This window comes from Chryseobacterium polytrichastri (genome assembly GCF_900142445.1).
GTDB lineage: Bacteria > Bacteroidota > Bacteroidia > Flavobacteriales > Weeksellaceae > Chryseobacterium > Chryseobacterium polytrichastri.
In genome coordinates this window covers 86,456-103,408 of record NZ_FRAV01000018.1, presented here as the reverse complement: position 1 = coordinate 103,408, position 16,953 = coordinate 86,456, and the positions used below count along the sequence as shown (strand labels likewise).

Here is a 16,953-nt window from a genome sequence, read left to right as displayed (position 1 = left end):
AATATGCCAACAGCCAATAGCTATATACAACCTTTAGGGTGGTTTTAGCGGTGGGGCTCACCTGTTCCCATTCCGAACACAGAAGTTAAGCCCACCAGCGCCGATGGTACTGCGAAAGCGGGAGAGTAGGTCGCCGCCAGTTTTTATTTAAAAGTCTCATACAGTATTGTATGAGACTTTTTTTTTACGCAAAACTCAAAGCTTTACTTTTGCTAGATGCTAGATGCTAGATGCTAGATGCTAGATGCTAGATGCTAGATGCACTGTTGCGTCATTGCGAGGAACGAAGTTCCGAAGCAATCTCTTTTTGTAGCCTGCTGACATACCAATCGAAAGTATATTCAAGTAAAGCAATCTCCAACTCTCCAACACTATAACTCTCCCGCTCTCTTTGTCATCCTGGAAGGATCTAAACAATGTTTTTAAATCAAATTTTATATCTACATTTTACGAAAACCAATCACCAATCCATTCTTTTTTCATTCATTTAAAAATCTGCTTAATCCGCTTGATCAGCGAGAGATTATTATTCTCAACTTTAGTCTCTTGTCTAAGTGAAGAATCCTTTTTACCACAATAAATGCAATCAGAAAAAAATAAAGCTTCATTATTATACAAAGTCTCCTATTCATTTAGTTGAAGGCTTTTTTCTGTTCACAAAGATATCGTTTCACCCTAGAAAGATTGGTTGTGGCTCAGTCAACAATGCTGAGTAATTGGTATAATCCAGGGGATAGAAGTTTTGAAAAGTAGAACTTATACTTTATGAATAATAAACAAAATTAACGTTTTTAAATTTCACCAAGTGTTGAAAAAATACTATATTAGAAAAGGTAATCCGAAAAGCTTAAAATAGAGTAGGAAACATCAAAAACTATATTAATAATGAAAAATTTAGTAAAGATTTCAAGAGAAAATTTAAAATCCTTTAAAGGAAGTGGAGGACCAACATGTCCTGATGATCCAGCGTTTGGCTTATGTTATGTATCAGGTTTTCCAAATGGAATTTGTATGAGTAGATATCAATGTTGTATTCAGCTTGGTGGACATGAAGAAACGTGCAAAAAACGTTTTGGATCTTAGGTAGATATAAAAGAACTCCATTCCACAAAATATAAAATTACCTACTTTGGTTAGAACTTGATGAATTTGTAAATATTAGTTTTAACTATTGATTAATAGATTCCAAGATACATGTTAATTATTTTTAAAAATTATATCTGACAATAATAAATTAAGTATAAGCGGGTAAGTAGCAGAATATTTTGGTGTTCGACATTATAAGGATAGCAGAAAATAATTACTCAAAAATAAAGACAACTATATTAGAAAAGTGTAATCCGAAAAGCTTAAAATAGAGTAGGAAACATCAAAAACTATATTAATAATGAAAAATTTAGTAAAGATTTCAAGAGAAAATTTAAAATCCCTTAAAGGAAGCGGAAGTCCTATGTGCCCGGATGATCCTGGTCTTATGATATGTTATAGTAATCCTGGTTTTCCAAATGGGTTTTGCGTTACCAGATACAAATGCTGTATTATGCTTGGAATGAGTCCAGAAGAGTGCAAAGACTATTAATAAAATGGCTATCTCAAAATCTGAGATAGCCGTTTACTATTTTATAAAATAAATTTATCAAACCTGTATAACTCCCAAGTTAAATTTCTCTGTAATAGGAGCATTATTTGCAGCTTCAATCCCCATAGAGATCCATTTTCTGGTATCTGTAGGATTGATAATAGCATCTGTCCAAAGTCTTGCAGCAGCATAACTAGATTCTGTTTGCTTTTGATATTTTTTAGAAATACTATCTAGAATTTCATCACGCTCTTCTTTGGTAATTTCCTTTCCTTGTTTTTTCAACGTAGATTCTTGAATCTGTGCTAGTACTTTTGCTGCCTGAGATCCACCCATTACAGCTAGATCAGCCCAAGGCCAGGCAACGATTAATCTTGGATCGTATGCCTTCCCACACATAGCATAATTTCCTGCTCCGTAAGAATTTCCTGTAATAATGGTAAATTTAGGAACTACAGAGTTAGAAACAGCATTTACCATTTTTGCTCCATCTTTAATGATTCCTCCATGCTCAGATTTTGAACCTACCATGAAACCTGTTACATCCTGTAAGAATACTAAAGGAATTTTTCTTTGATTACAATTGGCAATAAATCTTGTTGCTTTATCAGCAGAATCAGAATAAATAACTCCACCAAATTGCATTTCTCCTTTTCCGCTTTTTACCAATTTTCTCTGGTTAGCTACAATTCCTACAGACCAACCATCAACTCTTGCAGTTGCACAAATAATAGTTTTACCATAGTCCGGTTTATATTCTTCATATTCAGAATTATCAACCATACATTTTATAATTTCTAAAGTATCATATTGATCTGCTCTGGAAACGGGTACAATTCCGAAAATATTATCTGGACTTTCTTTAGGTGGAAAGCTTTCAATTCTATCAAAGCCTGCTTTTTCAGTACTTCCAATAGATTTCATTATATTTTTAATTCTATTTAGAGCGTCTTTATCATCTTTAGCTTTATAATCTGTAACTCCTGAAATAGAACAATGTGTCGTTGCACCTCCAAGGGTTTCATTATCTATAGTTTCTCCAATAGCTGCTTTTACCAAATAGCTTCCTGCTAAGAAAATAGAACCTGTTTTATCAACAATCATAGCTTCATCACTCATGATTGGTAGGTAAGCCCCACCAGCAACACAGCTTCCCATTACTGCAGAAATCTGAATGATTCCCATAGAACTCATTTTAGCATTATTTCTAAAGATTCTTCCGAAATGCTCTTTATCTGGGAAAATTTCGTCCTGCATCGGAAGATAAACTCCTGCAGAATCTACCAAATAAATAATTGGAAGTTTGTTTTCCATAGCGATTTCCTGAGCTCTCAAGTTTTTCTTTCCAGTAATTGGAAACCAAGCTCCAGCTTTTACAGAGGCATCATTAGCAACTACTAAACATTGTCTCCCAGAAACATAGCCCATAACAACTACAACACCACCAGCTGGACAACCACCGTGCTCTTCGTACATTTCATATCCAGCAAATGCACCAATTTCTATGGAATCTGAATCTTTATCAAGAAGATATTCAACTCTTTCTCTTGCCGTCATTTTTCCTTCATCACGAAGTTTTTGAAGTCGTTTTTCGCCTCCTCCCTTTTTTATTTCAGCAAGTCGTCTATTTATTTCGGATAGTTTTAATCTGTTTTGATCTTCTCGCTTGTTGAATTCAATATCCATAAATTTTAATTTTTTACGGCTAAAGATACTATTTTTAAAAGGATTATGAATTTAAATAAAACAAGCGTTTAATAGGTTGGTTTTCAGAATTTTGTGAAACATTTAACAGAAAAATATTTTTAATGATTGATATTTTTTCTAACTTTACAACAGAGTTTTAGGGGTAATATTCTCTATAGAATACTCTAAATTCCTAGTTTATTTTTTTAATAGTTTATTATTTGAAGGCCCTGAACGTTGAGCAAACTTTCAGGGTTTTTTTTATACGTAGATCTTATTTCCAGATAAAATTGAATTCTAAATCAATATTTAAGACAAATTATTAAATTTAATTGAAGTAAAGCATATATTTTATAAGATTTGTAAAAGCCTATTTGTAAATTTGCCTGTTAAAAATTAAAAGAAGATAGGTTATGCAAAAATTAGCGCTTTTCAGATTACACTTAATAGTTTTTTTGTGGGGATTCACTGCAATTCTAGGAAAGCTAATTCATGCTAATGCAGATATTCTTGTATTTTATAGAATGCTATTTGCGGCTATTTTTTTATATGCTTTTATCAGAATTTATAAAAAAGAGAGTATAAAAGTTTCTAAGAAAATATTTTTCCAACTGGCGGCAATTGGAGTTGCTATGGCGCTGCATTGGTATTGTTTCTTTTATTCCATTAAAGTTTCCAATGTTTCTATAGCGCTAAGCTGTTTATCATTATCAACATTATTTGCTTCTATTTTAGAACCTATTATTTTTAAAAGAAAGATAGATATCTCAGAAGTTCTAATGGGAGTGGTAATTGTTTCCTGTATTTTATTGATTTTTAAAACAGAGTTTCAATATAAAGAAGGGATTATGTATGGTGTTTTATGTGCCATCTTTGGGACTATATTTTCTGTTTTTAATGGGAAAATGTTTGGTAAAACTACCTCTGGGAACATTATTTTTTATGAAATATTCTGTGGATGGCTCGTATTATTGATATTTTATTCATTTAGTGGTCAAATTTTTCAGATGAATGAAATAAGTTATAGAGATATTGCGTTAATATGCTTATTAGCGAGTGTTTTTACAGCTTTTCCGATGCTGGAATCGGTTAATCTGATGAAGTATATTTCGCCATTTACATTAATTTTAACAGTTAATTTAGAACCAGTCTACGGAATTATACTAGCTTTTTTTATCTTTGGAGAATCGGAGCATATGAGCCCAATATTTTATATAGCATCAGGTGTTATGATACTGGCAATCATTGCAAATGGATTAATAAAAGCCAGAAAAACAAAAAAACTTTAACTAAGCATCAAACTTATATGATGAAAAAATATTTTTTACTTGCTTCTTTCACATTATTTGGGATCTCTCAAGCCCAAATTATCAGAAAATATTCCAACGAATTTTTAAATATTGGAGCAGGGGCTAGAGGTCTTGCAATGGGTGGGGCTGTGATCTCTAATCAGGATGATGTATATTCTCCCATGTGGAACCCGGCAGGTCTAATGTCAATTGAAAGAGACTGGCAAGGGGCAGCAATGCACGCTGAGTATTTCGAGTCGATTGCTAAATATGATTATCTGGCCTATGCAAAAGTTCTAGAAACAGGTGTTTTCGGAGTTTCAGTAGTGAGGCTTGGAATTGATAATATTTTGAATACTACTCAATTGATTGATCCCGAGGGAAATATTGACTACGATAAAATTACTAAGTTTTCACAGTCCGATTATGCTGCAATTATTTCTTATGCTTTTAATCCTGCAGGAAATACCAAATTGGATATTGGTGTAAATGCTAAAATTGTTTATAGAAATGTAGGTAAATTTGCAAGTGGCTATGGATTTGGGTTTGATGTAGGAGCTATTTATAAAGCAGATAACGGTTGGAAATTCGGAGGGATGCTTAGGGATGCTACAACTACGGTTAACTTTTGGAGTGTTAACCAAAAAGAACTTTCTACAATTGTAGACGGAGTAGAATTTAACCCCGCTCCAAAAGATAAAATGGAACTTACGATGCCTAAATTAAACGTAGGGGCGAGTAAGGTTTTTAATATTAATAGCAGTATTTATGTTTTGCCTGAAGCAGGTATTAATGTTGATTTTGCCAAAACAGCAGCTCTTGTATCAACAGATTTTGCAAGTATTACACCATATGCCGGAGCAGAGCTAGGGTATCAAAAAATGATCTTTGTAAGATTAGGGGTCAACAGATTTCAAAATATTACAGATATTGAAGATCTTAAAAGAAAGGTTTCTTTCCAGCCAAGTGCAGGTATCGGTATTAAATATAGAGGTCTTACGTTAGATTATGCCCTTACAAATTCCGGAATTGGAGGGTCTAATTTCTATTCTAATTTCTTCTCACTTAAATTAGATATGGGAACGTTTAGAAATGATTAAAATTTTAAAAATGAAAAAATTATCAATACTTATTCTTACAATTTGTTCAATCATTAGCTTTGGACAAAAAGTTTCTGATTACAAATATGTTTCAATTCCTGAAAAATTTCAGACTTTTAAAAACAGTTTCAATCTGGAGACATTTTTAGCAAAAGGCTTAAAAGGAAAGAAATATGTAATTCTTCAAGGTGATAAGTTACAGTGGCCATCTGAGCTGATGGGAAATTCTTGTAGTATTATTAATGCAGATGTCATTAATGATAAAACGATGTTGAGAAATAGAGTAATCATACAGTTTAAAGATTGTAATGATAAAGTGATATTAGAATCCAAAGGGAGTTCTACTATTAAAGAATTTGAAGAAGGCTTTCAGGATGCTTTAATGCAAGCGTTAGTTACAGTTCCAATTTCTAATCCAGTTGCTATTGTAGCAAAAAATGAAACGACAACTTCTACAAATAATATTAGCTCTACTGTTTCTTCACAAGTTGTAGAAAGTAATGGTGCTAAATACAGTAATGGAAAATTAGATGTACAGAAAGTACAAATAGACAATAATCATTTTATTTTAGTGAAACCCAATAGTTCTATACCTTTTGCTACTTTTAAAGCAACAACAAAAAGAGATGTTTTTAGAGTAAAATTGGAAAATGGAGATCTTACAATTGGCTATTTTGAAAATGGAAATATTATTATTGAAATTCCTCAAACCAATGGAGAATATGCTAAAGAAACTTTTTCTGGCAAGTAAATTCATCCTTAAAAAATAAACAAAACAAACCCCTTATCAAATCTGATAAGGGGTTTTATAATAATTTAAACCATAAAAAAATTAAGGCATTAAAACAGTGTCAATTACATGAATTACACCATTAGACTGATTAACATCAGATATTGTGATTTTTGCGCTATTTCCTTTAGCATCTGTAACATATAGATCTTTTCCTTTCGTCCAGAAAGTAACATCTTCACCTTCTACTGTTTTCATCATGCTTTTTCCGTTTCCGGCTTTTACTGCAGCCCAAATATCTTTAGCGCTATATTTTCCTGCAAGAACGTGATATGTTAAGATTTTAGTAAGCGTCGCTTTGTTTTCAGGCTTTACCAAATTTTCTACTGTTCCTTTTGGAAGTTTTGCAAATGCTGCATCTGTAGGAGCTAATACTGTGAAAGGACCTTTTCCTTCTAACGTTTCAACTAAACCAGCTGCTTTTACTGCTGCTACCAACGTTTTATGATCTTTAGAATTTACAGCATTCTCAATGATGTTTTTTGAAGGATACATTGCTGCACCACCTACCATTACTGTTTTTTCTTTCATTGCCTGTGCAGTTACATTTCCACTGAAAGCAAATGATAAAGCTACCATTCCTAAAACTGCGATTTTTGATCTTGTATTCATTTTTTTGATTTTTTAAATTAAATATTATTTGATTTCTTATTCTTACCTACCATTTACGAGGTGGATTCTATTTTAGATTTAAAAATTATTTTTTTATGTAAATAAATTTTAAAAGGTTAATAAAAGCCTCAATAAATTCTATAATCATTTACGATGTAAAAGATTTTTTAGTTTTTGCTTATTGTCCGGTTTATTTTATTACATTTGGATTGAAAAATATTCGTTATTAAAACAAACTATTCGGAAGAGGAACTTATCGTTTTATTGAAAGATAAAAACGAAGCTGGTTTTCATTATTTGTATGACCATTACTCTGGCGCGCTTTATGGTGTGATATTCCGAATTGTACAATCAAAAGAATATACAGAAGAAGTTATTCAGGATGTTTTTGTGAAAATCTGGAATGCCATTCTTCAATATGACTCTACTAAAGGAAGATTTTATACATGGATGATTAATATTGCCAGAAATACGGCAATAGATTATTTAAAATCAAAAGGTTTCCAAAACGAGCTTAAAAACCAACCACTCCCTGATTTCGTATATAACAGTACAGAACTTTCAACGACTAATAAAACATCCGATTTTATCGGGTTTAAAAATGTGCTTGAAGGTTTGGAAATTGATAAGCAGGAGCTTATAGATCTGGCATATTATCAGGGGTATACTCAAAACGAAATATCCGAAAAACTGAAGATACCGCTAGGTACGGTGAAGACGAAAATGCGGAATGCATTGATAAAATTAAAGGATTTATTAAAAGATTATCAATAAATTGAATACTAAGGAATACATATCATCCGGAATTTTAGAATCTTATATTCTAGGCTTTGCTTCTCCCGAGGAGGCAGGTATTTTGGAGTGTGTGATGAAGAACAATGCTGAAGTAAAAGCAGCTTTTGAAGAAGCTCAAAAAACTTTGGAAGATTTAGCAACGGCTCAGGCTGTGACTCCTCCAAATGATTTAAAATCTAAGATTTGGAATAAAATTCAGCAGGAGCAGCTTGTTGAAGAAATAAGGCCCGTAGTTTCAGAATCAAAATCAGATCTGAAAGTTCAGGATGATGTAAAAGAGATTACAACTCAGAAAAGTAGCAGTTGGAAAACCTATGCTATTGCAGCATCTGTATTGTTTTTAGTAAGTGTTGCCGGGAATTTATTCTGGATGAATACTCAGTCTGAAAATAAAAAGGTCATTACAAAGCTAGAGACAGAGAAACAATCTCAGGATTTAGCCCTTCAAAAAATGCAGGAAAAATGGCAAATGTTGTCAGGACCAAATATGCAGATGGTAATGTTGAAAGGCGTAGAAAAACATGCTGATTCTAAAGCAATGGTTTTCTGGGATAAAAAATCTAAAGAAGTCTACTTAAATGCAGACAGCCTACCAAAAGCTCCTGAAGGAATGCAATATCAGCTTTGGGCAATTGCGGACGGCAAACCTGTAAGTGCAGGAATGTACTCAGAAGATAAAGACAGTAAAGTAGCTCTAGCAAACATAAAAAATGCTCAGGCTTTTGCCATAACTCTTGAGAAAAAAGGAGGAAGCGAAACGCCAACCATGGAAAATATGTATGTAATGGGTGAAGTTTAATATTTGTATTAAACATTAACATATAAAAAGCTCTTGAATTCAAGAGCTTTTTTTGTTTTTTATGGATTGAAAAATTCCCAAATTACCTTGGCCTTACTCTTTCCAAGAATCTCTTCCAACGTCTCTAGATTAGACTCTTTTATACGTTTTACCGACTTTAATTTAGATAAAAGTAATTCAATTGTTTTTTCTCCGACTCCCGGAATTTCTTCCAGTTCAGATTTTATGGTAGAATTTGTTCTTCTGGTTCTGTGATGTTTTACTCCAAAACGGTGGGCTTCATCTCGTACTCTTTGAAGAATTTTAAGGGTTTCAGATTTTTTATCAAGATATAAAGGAATAGGATCTTCTGGGAAGAAAATTTCTTCTAATCTTTTGGCGATCCCGACGATGGTAATCTTTCCATAAAGACCTAATAACCTTAAACTTTTTACAGCAGAAGACAGTTGCCCTTTTCCACCATCAATCAAAATTAATTGTGGCAATGCATCTCCTTCATCCAATAATCTTTTATAGCGACGGTAAATCACTTCTTCCATCGTGGCATAATCATTGGCTCCTTCCACCGTTTTTGGGTGAAAAATTCTGTAATCTGCCTTGCTTGGCTTTCCATCTTTAAAAACAACGCATGCCGAAACAGGATTGGTTCCCTGAATATTCGAGTTGTCAAAACCTTCAATATGTCTTGGTTCAACGGGCATTCTCAGTAGTTTTTGCATCTCTGCCATGATTCGGTTGGCATGTCTTTCGGGATCTATGATCTGAACCTGCTTTAATTTTTCTAAACGATATTCCTTGGCGTTTTTCTCGGAAAGTTCAACGATTCGTTTTTTATCGCCCATTTTGGGAACGATTAATTTCACGTTCGGAATTTCAACAGATAAGTGAAAAGGAAGTAAAACTTCTTTAGAATCTGAATCAAATTTTTGGCGAATTTCAATCATCGCTTCTTCCAGAATATCTTCGTCGGTTTCTTCAAGAATTTTCTTAATTTCTGTGGTGAAACTCTGAATGATATTTCCGTTTCTTATTTTAAAGAAATTCACATATGCAGCCGTCTCATCACTCGTCATTCCAAATACATCTATATCGTCAATATTAGGATTCATAACGGTATTTCTTGACTGGTAATCTTCCAGAATATCCAGTTTTTCTTTAATGATTTGGGCTTGCTCGAATTGTAAGTTTTCAGCATGTTTCATCATCTGATTAACAAGATACTCCTTTGCTTTTCGGAAATCTCCTTTTACAATTCCACGGATAGCATCTATTTTTTCATCATAATCTTCTTTGCTTTCCAAGTCTTCACAAGGTCCTTCGCAATTTTTGATGTGATACTCAAGGCAAACTTTATATTTTCCTTCTGAAATTTTGGCTGGCGCTAAATTTAAATTACAAGTTCTGAGCTTGTAAATATGTTTAATCGTTTCCAATAAAATCTTTGCAGGACGCACTTTTGCATACGGTCCGTAATATTCTGAACCGTCTTTAATTTTCGTTCTTGTTAAAAAGATTCTGGGAAAATTTTCATTTTTAATACAGATCCAAGGATACGTTTTGTCATCTTTCAGCATGACATTATAAAACGGTTGATGTTCTTTTATCAGATTGTTTTCCAATAAGAGGGCGTCATATTCGCTATTTACAATGGTAGTTTCTAATCGCTGGATCTTGCCAACCATTATTTTTGTTCTGTATCCCGGTAGGTTTTTGTTGAAATAGGAGAGAACCCTTTTCTTTAAATTTTTTGCTTTTCCTACATACAATAAGTGTTCATTTTTATCGTAATAACGATATACACCGGGTTCGGAAGGTAAAGTTTTGAGTTGTAATTCTAAAGAAGGATTCATAGAACAAAATTACGGAATTTTGCTTTTATCTGTTGATACTAATATTTTTTTAACCTATTTTAAATTTTAGATAACAAATCTTTTCGATTGTCGATATAAGATAAATGGTCGTCAAAGCTTACTTCTACGAATAAAATCTTATTTCCTTCTTTTAAAATCTTTAATAAACCATAAATTTTTTCACCCTCAAAAAATACTGAATGATTAATAAGTCTTTCTTCACTTTCAAATAACTGTAATATTTTACGGTTTTCACCTTTGAAATTTTTCCATTCTTCTAATGATTTTTTATCATTTTTTTCAAAAGAATAAACCGTAATCATAGCATTGTCACTCATCCAAATTTTATCAATAATAGGATTTTGGAGTGAAGTTATTTCATAAAACCCTTTCGGGATATGAACATAAAAACCGTTTTTCGAATAGGTGTAATTTTCTGGTAACTCTTTATTATCATCTTTCACGTTGCCATCCAAAGTGTAAAATTTCTTCATTTTAGAAGCCAATTTCACCATTTTAAACAGCTTTTTATAATCTTGAAAATTAATGTTTTTTGCATGTTTTTCAATGATTTTTTGATACTCGGCTATTCTTTCGGAAGGAAGAAATTTTTCATCAATATAATCAATCTGACTTTTTATGGACGGATCTTTCATTTTCAAATCATTAATAACTTTATTATCAATAATTTCGGTGACTTCCAGATTTCTTTTAAATAAAATTGGATCTTTAATAACAGCCTCAGACGTAAGATATCTCCCCATCGTTTTATAATTGGTTTGATAGGGAATATGATCAAGATTTTTCACATAACTACCTGCATGAGCTACATCATCTGCTTTTGAGCAGCCTTTAAAAATCCGTCCCAAGGCTCCCCAAAATAAAAAACTGAAAATCAGTATTGTGTTGAGGTAAAGTTTCATGATGATAATTTTAATGCTAAAATACAATTTCTAATTTTTCATTAAAAACAAAAAAAGCTGCAGAAAATTTCTACAGCTTTGTACATTATATAATTGGATGTATTATCCGTTTGTCATCTGAGTGTACTCGTTGATTAAGAAACTTAAGTAGTCCCATTCAACAGATTTTTTAGGATATTTTTTCATGAACTCTTTGTTGTCTCCAAAAAGGAAATCATAGTTGTCTTCAAAATCATCTTTGTGAAGCCACATTACTTTATCCCCTTTTTTAACATAATAAGATTTAATAACTCCACCACCCAACTGAGGGCCATAACCAAATGAAACACCTCCTGTTTCTTTCGCTCTAGGATCGTGGTAAACAGAAATGATATCGTCAAATCCAGGGTTGATTACCTGCATTAAAAATTCTTTATCATCCTTCTTATTTTTTAGAGAAACGGTTTGGTTTACAAAATAAATACGACCATTTGTTGTACTTTTATTTAAACTTTTTGTTCCAATATTTCTGATGTTTCCCATGTACTTGGCTACTTTTGCAAACTTTTCGGCATTGCTGGGATATACATACATTTCGTCAATTTGCTCAGCATTGAAAGTCATATTCTTTTTTGAGATACTGTCTTTGATAGATACTTCAAAGATTTGTCCTTTTTTAGTATCAATTTTACTACAGAATCCTTTGTGAGTAGTTCCGTCTTTTAAAATTAGGGTAGATGTTTTTTTAGGAGATGGTGTGTTGAATCCTTCATTAAAAAGATACTTTTCCATTTTTTGTTTCTCTTCCTTAGAGTATTTTACTTTGTCTTGGGCAAAAGATGCAACGCTTACAAAGCAAAAGGCAAGCAGTAAAGCTTTAAATTTCATGGGTTATTGTTTTTTTATTTTCGGACGTAAATGTAATAAATTAAATCACTTGTTTTGAAAAATAAATTAGGGCTGAAATTTTACTTTTACAGTTGTGGTTAAAAGTGTAATTTTAAGCAAAATTAAGACAATGATATACGGAATAGATGTTTTCAGTTTTCATGATGTATTAGAAATCTGCAAAAATCCAAAAAAAGCGAAACTTAATAAAGCTTCAAAAGATCAAATTTTAAAATCACAGCAAAACGTTCAGAAAATTGTAGAGTCCGACAGATGTGTGTACGGAATCAATACAGGTTTTGGCCCTCTTTGCGATACCAAAATTTCTGCTGACGAAACAGCACAATTACAATATAACTTAATTATTTCTCACGCAGTAGGCGTAGGTAAACCTATTGATAAAGAATTTTCAAAGATCATGATCATTGCTAAAGTGCATGCATTGTCAAAAGGTTTTTCAGGAGTTTCTTTGGAGGTGATCGAGCGATTGATTACCATGTTGGAGAAAGATATCATTCCTGTAGTTCCTGAGCAAGGTTCTGTTGGAGCGTCGGGAGATTTAGCGCCTTTATCGCACTTGGTTTTACCACTTTTAGGGTTAGGACAGGTTTGGGAAGGAGATCATATTTTCGAAACTGCTGAAATATTAGAGAAACACAATCTTGAACCATTGACTTTAGGTCCAAAAGAAGGATTGGGACTAATTAACGGAACTCAGTTTATTTTAGCACATGCCATTAAAGGATTAGAGAAATTCGAATATCTTTTGGATCTTGCTGATTTAACAGCAGCAATGAGCTTAGAAGCTTACAGAGGTTCTGAAAGTCCATTTAAAAAAGAACTTCATGACATCAGACCATTTGAAGGAAGTAAAAAAGTGGCTGCCAGAATGGTAAAATTTTTAAAAGGTTCTGAAAACATGAAGGCTCACGAAGAGTGTGAGCGTGTACAGGATCCTTATTCTATGAGATGTGTTCCTCAGGTTCACGGAGCGAGCAGAAATGCTTTTGAACATCTTAAATTAATGGCAAACACAGAATTAAATTCTGTTACAGATAATCCGATTGTTTTAAGTGCTGAAGAATCTATCTCAGGAGGAAATTTCCACGGACAATTAATGGCAATGCCTTTAGATTATGCAACATTGGCTGCGGCTGAATTAGGAAATATTTCTGATAGAAGAAGTTACTTATTATTGGAAGGAAAATACGGTTTACCAAGATTATTAACAGAAAGCTCTGGATTAAATTCAGGATTCATGATTCCTCAATATACTTCTGCGGCATTGGTAACAGAGAATAAGACACTATGTTTCCCCGCTTCTGCAGATTCAATTCCGACAAGTTTAGGGCAGGAAGATCACGTTTCGATGGGAAGTATTTCGGGTAGAAAATTCAATCAGGTTCTTGGGAATTTGGTTAATATTTTATCAGTGGAATTAATGTTTGCAGCACAAGGTCTGGAATTCAGAAGACCTGCAAAATGTTCAAAAATTATTGAAGAAAACTTTGCCCTAATCCGTTCTAAAGTTGACAAACTGGAAGAAGACAGATTAATTGGAAAAGATATGCTTGCTATTGCTGAATTAATTAATGATAGAAAATTTGTTGTGAATTAATTTTCAAAACTAAAAATGATATGAAAGCTTCCTTGAAAAAGGGAGCTTTTTTCTTTTAAATTTGGTCTAATATAAAAATATATTTAAATGGAAAATCTGAAAATTATTTTTAACCCTACGAATAAAAACATTGAGGATATAAAAAAATGGGGACTTGAAAAAACACACCTCCATTCTTCTTTTCGAAACAAAAAATTAGTTGTTGCAGAATATAATAATGATACGATAGGATTTTATTGTTTAAGTGCAATTAGGAATGATATTATAATTGAGATTGAAACTGCCGAAGTTAAAAATGAATATCGTAATAAAGGGATAGGTAAAAAGATGTTTCAAGAAATATTCAAGAAATATAAAAACAAGAAATATTATTGTTTCACATTACATTGTTCCCCTAAAGAAAGTAAGTTCTATTGGTTGAAATTAGGGTTTAAATATTTTCCTGAAAACATAAATTCTGATAAAGTAGAAATGTTTAAGGCAATAAAAGATATAAATGAAACAATTACTGAATCTGAATTATATCCAAATACAATAGAGATTATTGATGATTATGAAACTAGCTACAAATGGAAATTTGAGGTAAAAGAAAATACAAATGAATTAATATCACCAATTGTTTTTTTTGGAAATTATAAGTGGAGAATGATTTTAACAAAAGAAAGTGAAATTTTATATAACGAACCGTATAACGATTTTGACAATAAAAATGATGTTGATAGCTGTATTTTTATAGCAAGTATTCCTGAAAAACACATGTGATCATCTGCAAACTCTGCTTGATATGTGAGAACATAAAATAAATCAATTATTTTTGTGCTAATAATATAAAACGATGACAATAACGAAAACAGATTCCTCAAACATAGACTTTCAAAACTTAGTAAAACATCTTGATGCCGATTTAGCCATACGTGACGGAGAGTATCATGCATTTTATCATCAATTCAACAAAATTGATATGATCAAAAACTGTATCGTAATGTATGTAGATCATAATCCTGCAGCTTGCGGCGCTTTTAAAAAATTTGATGATGATACGGTGGAGATCAAAAGAATGTACACGCATCCGGATTTTAGAAAAAAAGGATTAGCCGGAATGATCGTAAAAGAATTAGAAAACTGGGCTAAGGAAATGGGTTATAAAAAGTGTGTCTTGGAAACAGGAATCAAGCAACCTGAAGCCATTGCTTTGTATGAAAAAAGTGGCTATCAAAGAATTCCTAATTACGGACAATACATGGGTATTGATAATAGTGTCTGCTACGAAAAACGTCTTTAATTTCATATAAAAATTTTGGACTAAGCTTCATGAAAATTGATATGCAGGTAATGTTAATTTAATTTTTCAAATATCTGTAATTCAATATAAAGTGATATCTTGAAGCTCCAAACCAAAATTATTTATATGAAAAAAAACGTATTTTATGTGATGTTTCTGCTCTTTGTGGCGGTTTCATGTAACAGAGACGAACTTCAGAATCAGGTAGCCCAAATAGAGGTTGCTCAAAAAGATCCTCTCGATGCAAAACAAATTAACGGAAAAATTAATGAGTCTATCAAAAACACAGGATCTTTCTCATGGGCAAAATCCTCCGACCATCTTGTGTGGAGTTCTATTTTTCAGGGAAACAAGGTCGCTTCTATTGGCTTTGGTTCTTCTAAAGATGACTTTGACAGAAGTTTGTCTTCAGATAATGAACAAATTCAAAATGAAATTCTAGCGCTTATTGAGAAATATGAAGGAAAGGAAAAAGGCAGAGTCTTACTTACTTCTGACAAATACCTCAACCAGATGGATGTTGCCATTGAAAAGCAGGAGACAGTTATTGCTCTTCGTAAAATGAAGAATATTCGTTATCTGGAGCCTGCAGATTATCATTATTTCGAAAATGAAAATAAATTCAACGGTACCGCAAAATCTAGCGGAAGTTCTTCAGGATGCGGATTTGAATCTATTGCTTTAAATGCTGCCGACTATACAACCGTAACTCCCAATGCAAAGGCACCTTGGTCTTTTTACAAACATAATATTACCAGTGCTTGGAGCTATAGCACAGGAGCCGGAGTAACGATTGGTTTAATTGATACTGGAGTTTCTCCTGAGCAAAGTCTGTTGGGAAGTAGCTTTAATAATGGGTCATCATCAGGAAGAACAATTAGTAAAATTGGAGTGCATGTAGATTCTGTTTGGCCTTGGGCTACAGGCTACGACGGACCCAATGATCAATGTGGACACGGAACAAAGATGGCTTCAACAATGGCGGCTCCAAGAAATAATCAGGGGCAACCTGTGGGAGTAGCTTATAATGCTAATCTAATTGCTTATCGTGCCGCAACCAATGTTGTTTTGGATGGATACCATGAACAAAACGGAGTGAAAATAGCTTTCACAGAACTGGCTAATAACAACAGTGTGAAAATTATTTCCATGTCTATGGGGCATATTTTCTCAGTGGGTAAAATTGAAGATGGAGTGAAATATGCCTATTCTAAAGGAAAATTAATTTTCTGTGCAGGTGGAACTTCTACAAGTTTTACCAATTTTGTTGGAGTTATTTTCCCAGCTTGGATGCCAGAAACACAGGCAATCACCGGAGTAAAAGAAAACACATCCAATCAGAAATGTGATGTTTGCCATTCAGGAGCTGAAATTGATTTTACCTACCAAATGGAAAGAGCCTCAGGAAGTAATATTCCAGTTCTAAGTTATTATAATGCTCAAACTGATTATGTAGGAGGTTCTTCTGTGGCCACTGCTTCTACAGCTGGAATCGCTGCGTTGGTTTGGTCTAAAAATCCATCATGGACAAGAGAGCAGGTATTGAATAAAATGAGACAGTCTGCAACGTATTATCCAAATCCTAATTCAGATTACGGATATGGGAATATTAATGTTTTACAGGCAGTTCAGTAAGATGTAAACTGAAAATTTAGCTTTAACCACAAAAGGAACAAAAGATTGAATGCTTAAATAATTTTAAGTTTATTACTTCGATGTAAGTTATAAGCAAATAAGTTTTAAAAACTTTTGATCATTATTCT

Annotated in this window: 15 protein-coding genes and 1 rRNA gene; 11 read left to right on the top strand and 5 right to left on the bottom strand. The window is 32.8% G+C overall.

Features of this window, described 5'->3' with window-relative positions; translation table 11 throughout:
- Positions 1 to 34 precede the first annotated feature (34 nt).
- Both rrf and BUB80_RS12635 read left to right on the top strand, forming a co-directional pair.
- A 5S ribosomal RNA gene (gene rrf / locus BUB80_RS12640) occupies positions 35 to 142 on the top strand.
- Between the two features lie 743 nt (positions 143 to 885).
- Positions 886 to 1,083, top strand: coding sequence for a hypothetical protein (locus BUB80_RS12635; RefSeq protein WP_073293343.1), 198 nt, complete (start codon positions 886 to 888; stop codon positions 1,081 to 1,083).
- Positions 1,084 to 1,636: 553 nt separating this feature from the next.
- On the opposite strand, the gene BUB80_RS12630 is transcribed toward BUB80_RS12635, so the two are convergent.
- Positions 1,637 to 3,265 (bottom strand): acyl-CoA carboxylase subunit beta, encoded by a 1,629-nt coding sequence (locus tag BUB80_RS12630; protein ID WP_073293341.1) that lies wholly within the window; start codon positions 3,263 to 3,265, stop codon positions 1,637 to 1,639.
- A 413-nt stretch (positions 3,266 to 3,678) separates the two neighbouring features.
- On the opposite strand from BUB80_RS12630, the gene BUB80_RS12625 reads away from it, so the two are divergent.
- Genes BUB80_RS12625 through BUB80_RS12615 form a run of 3 tightly spaced genes read left to right on the top strand, consistent with a single transcriptional unit; the run spans position 3,679 to position 6,405 of the window.
- Entirely contained in the window at positions 3,679 to 4,554 is an 876-nt protein-coding gene (locus tag BUB80_RS12625) for a DMT family transporter (RefSeq protein WP_073293339.1), read from the top strand.
- 17 nt (positions 4,555 to 4,571) lie between these two features.
- Complete coding sequence (locus tag BUB80_RS12620; RefSeq protein ID WP_073293337.1) at positions 4,572 to 5,654, top strand: putative type IX sorting system protein PorV2; 1,083 nt, start codon at positions 4,572 to 4,574, stop codon at positions 5,652 to 5,654.
- A gap of 10 nt (positions 5,655 to 5,664) precedes the next feature.
- Positions 5,665 to 6,405: a hypothetical protein gene (locus BUB80_RS12615; protein ID WP_073293362.1), complete on the top strand. Its 741-nt coding sequence runs from the start codon at positions 5,665 to 5,667 to the stop codon at positions 6,403 to 6,405.
- 81 nt (positions 6,406 to 6,486) lie between these two features.
- Here BUB80_RS12615 and BUB80_RS12610 read toward each other — a convergent pair whose 3' ends face one another.
- Entirely contained in the window at positions 6,487 to 7,056 is a 570-nt protein-coding gene (locus BUB80_RS12610) for a fasciclin domain-containing protein (RefSeq protein WP_073293335.1), read from the bottom strand.
- A gap of 264 nt (positions 7,057 to 7,320) precedes the next feature.
- Between BUB80_RS12610 and BUB80_RS12605 the strand changes: the two genes are divergently transcribed.
- The gene (locus BUB80_RS12605) at positions 7,321 to 7,830 is read left to right on the top strand and encodes an RNA polymerase sigma factor (RefSeq protein ID WP_228433798.1); all 510 of its coding nucleotides are present in this window, start codon (positions 7,321 to 7,323) and stop codon (positions 7,828 to 7,830) included.
- 1 nt (position 7,831) lies between these two features.
- Positions 7,832 to 8,650: an anti-sigma factor gene (locus BUB80_RS12600; protein WP_073293331.1), complete on the top strand. Its 819-nt coding sequence runs from the start codon at positions 7,832 to 7,834 to the stop codon at positions 8,648 to 8,650.
- Between the two features lie 59 nt (positions 8,651 to 8,709).
- Here the strand turns inward: BUB80_RS12600 and uvrC are convergent, their stop codons facing one another.
- The 3 genes from uvrC to BUB80_RS12585 form a co-directional block, all read right to left on the bottom strand.
- A complete protein-coding gene (uvrC, locus tag BUB80_RS12595) occupies positions 8,710 to 10,500 on the bottom strand; it encodes an excinuclease ABC subunit UvrC (protein ID WP_073293329.1) in 1,791 nt (596 codons plus the stop codon).
- Between the two features lie 59 nt (positions 10,501 to 10,559).
- Positions 10,560 to 11,423: a hypothetical protein gene (locus BUB80_RS12590; protein WP_073293327.1), complete on the bottom strand. Its 864-nt coding sequence runs from the start codon at positions 11,421 to 11,423 to the stop codon at positions 10,560 to 10,562.
- A 102-nt stretch (positions 11,424 to 11,525) separates the two neighbouring features.
- On the bottom strand, positions 11,526 to 12,290 hold the full coding sequence (locus tag BUB80_RS12585; protein ID WP_073293325.1) for a hypothetical protein: 765 nt from the start codon (positions 12,288 to 12,290) through the stop codon (positions 11,526 to 11,528).
- Between the two features lie 130 nt (positions 12,291 to 12,420).
- Here BUB80_RS12585 and hutH point away from each other — a divergent pair, with 130 nt between their 5' ends.
- The 4 genes from hutH to BUB80_RS12565 all read left to right on the top strand — a co-directional run bounded on the left by hutH (position 12,421) and on the right by BUB80_RS12565 (position 16,825).
- Positions 12,421 to 13,908: a histidine ammonia-lyase gene (gene hutH, locus BUB80_RS12580; protein ID WP_073293323.1), complete on the top strand. Its 1,488-nt coding sequence runs from the start codon at positions 12,421 to 12,423 to the stop codon at positions 13,906 to 13,908.
- Positions 13,909 to 13,995: 87 nt separating this feature from the next.
- Complete coding sequence (locus tag BUB80_RS12575; RefSeq protein ID WP_073293321.1) at positions 13,996 to 14,670, top strand: GNAT family N-acetyltransferase; 675 nt, start codon at positions 13,996 to 13,998, stop codon at positions 14,668 to 14,670.
- 73 nt (positions 14,671 to 14,743) lie between these two features.
- On the top strand, positions 14,744 to 15,190 hold the full coding sequence (locus BUB80_RS12570) for a GNAT family N-acetyltransferase (protein ID WP_073293319.1): 447 nt from the start codon (positions 14,744 to 14,746) through the stop codon (positions 15,188 to 15,190).
- Between the two features lie 126 nt (positions 15,191 to 15,316).
- The gene (locus tag BUB80_RS12565; protein ID WP_073293360.1) at positions 15,317 to 16,825 is read left to right on the top strand and encodes a S8 family peptidase; all 1,509 of its coding nucleotides are present in this window, start codon (positions 15,317 to 15,319) and stop codon (positions 16,823 to 16,825) included.
- Positions 16,826 to 16,953: the final 128 nt, after the last annotated feature.

Excerpts from the sequence above, each read along its gene's own strand:
- BUB80_RS12635 (WP_073293343.1), top strand. The coding sequence starts at position 886 with ATGAAAAATTTAGTAAAGATTTCAAGAGAAAATTTAAAATCCTTTAAA.
- BUB80_RS12630 (WP_073293341.1), bottom strand. The coding sequence starts at position 3,265 with ATGGATATTGAATTCAACAAGCGAGAAGATCAAAACAGATTAAAACTA.
- BUB80_RS12625 (WP_073293339.1), top strand. The coding sequence starts at position 3,679 with ATGCAAAAATTAGCGCTTTTCAGATTACACTTAATAGTTTTTTTGTGG.
- BUB80_RS12620 (WP_073293337.1), top strand. The coding sequence starts at position 4,572 with ATGATGAAAAAATATTTTTTACTTGCTTCTTTCACATTATTTGGGATC.
- BUB80_RS12615 (WP_073293362.1), top strand. The coding sequence starts at position 5,665 with ATGAAAAAATTATCAATACTTATTCTTACAATTTGTTCAATCATTAGC.
- BUB80_RS12610 (WP_073293335.1), bottom strand. The coding sequence starts at position 7,056 with ATGAATACAAGATCAAAAATCGCAGTTTTAGGAATGGTAGCTTTATCA.
- uvrC (WP_073293329.1), bottom strand. The coding sequence starts at position 10,500 with ATGAATCCTTCTTTAGAATTACAACTCAAAACTTTACCTTCCGAACCC.
- BUB80_RS12590 (WP_073293327.1), bottom strand. The coding sequence starts at position 11,423 with ATGAAACTTTACCTCAACACAATACTGATTTTCAGTTTTTTATTTTGG.
- BUB80_RS12585 (WP_073293325.1), bottom strand. The coding sequence starts at position 12,290 with ATGAAATTTAAAGCTTTACTGCTTGCCTTTTGCTTTGTAAGCGTTGCA.
- hutH (WP_073293323.1), top strand. The coding sequence starts at position 12,421 with ATGATATACGGAATAGATGTTTTCAGTTTTCATGATGTATTAGAAATC.
- BUB80_RS12575 (WP_073293321.1), top strand. The coding sequence starts at position 13,996 with ATGGAAAATCTGAAAATTATTTTTAACCCTACGAATAAAAACATTGAG.
- BUB80_RS12570 (WP_073293319.1), top strand. The coding sequence starts at position 14,744 with ATGACAATAACGAAAACAGATTCCTCAAACATAGACTTTCAAAACTTA.
- BUB80_RS12565 (WP_073293360.1), top strand. The coding sequence starts at position 15,317 with ATGAAAAAAAACGTATTTTATGTGATGTTTCTGCTCTTTGTGGCGGTT.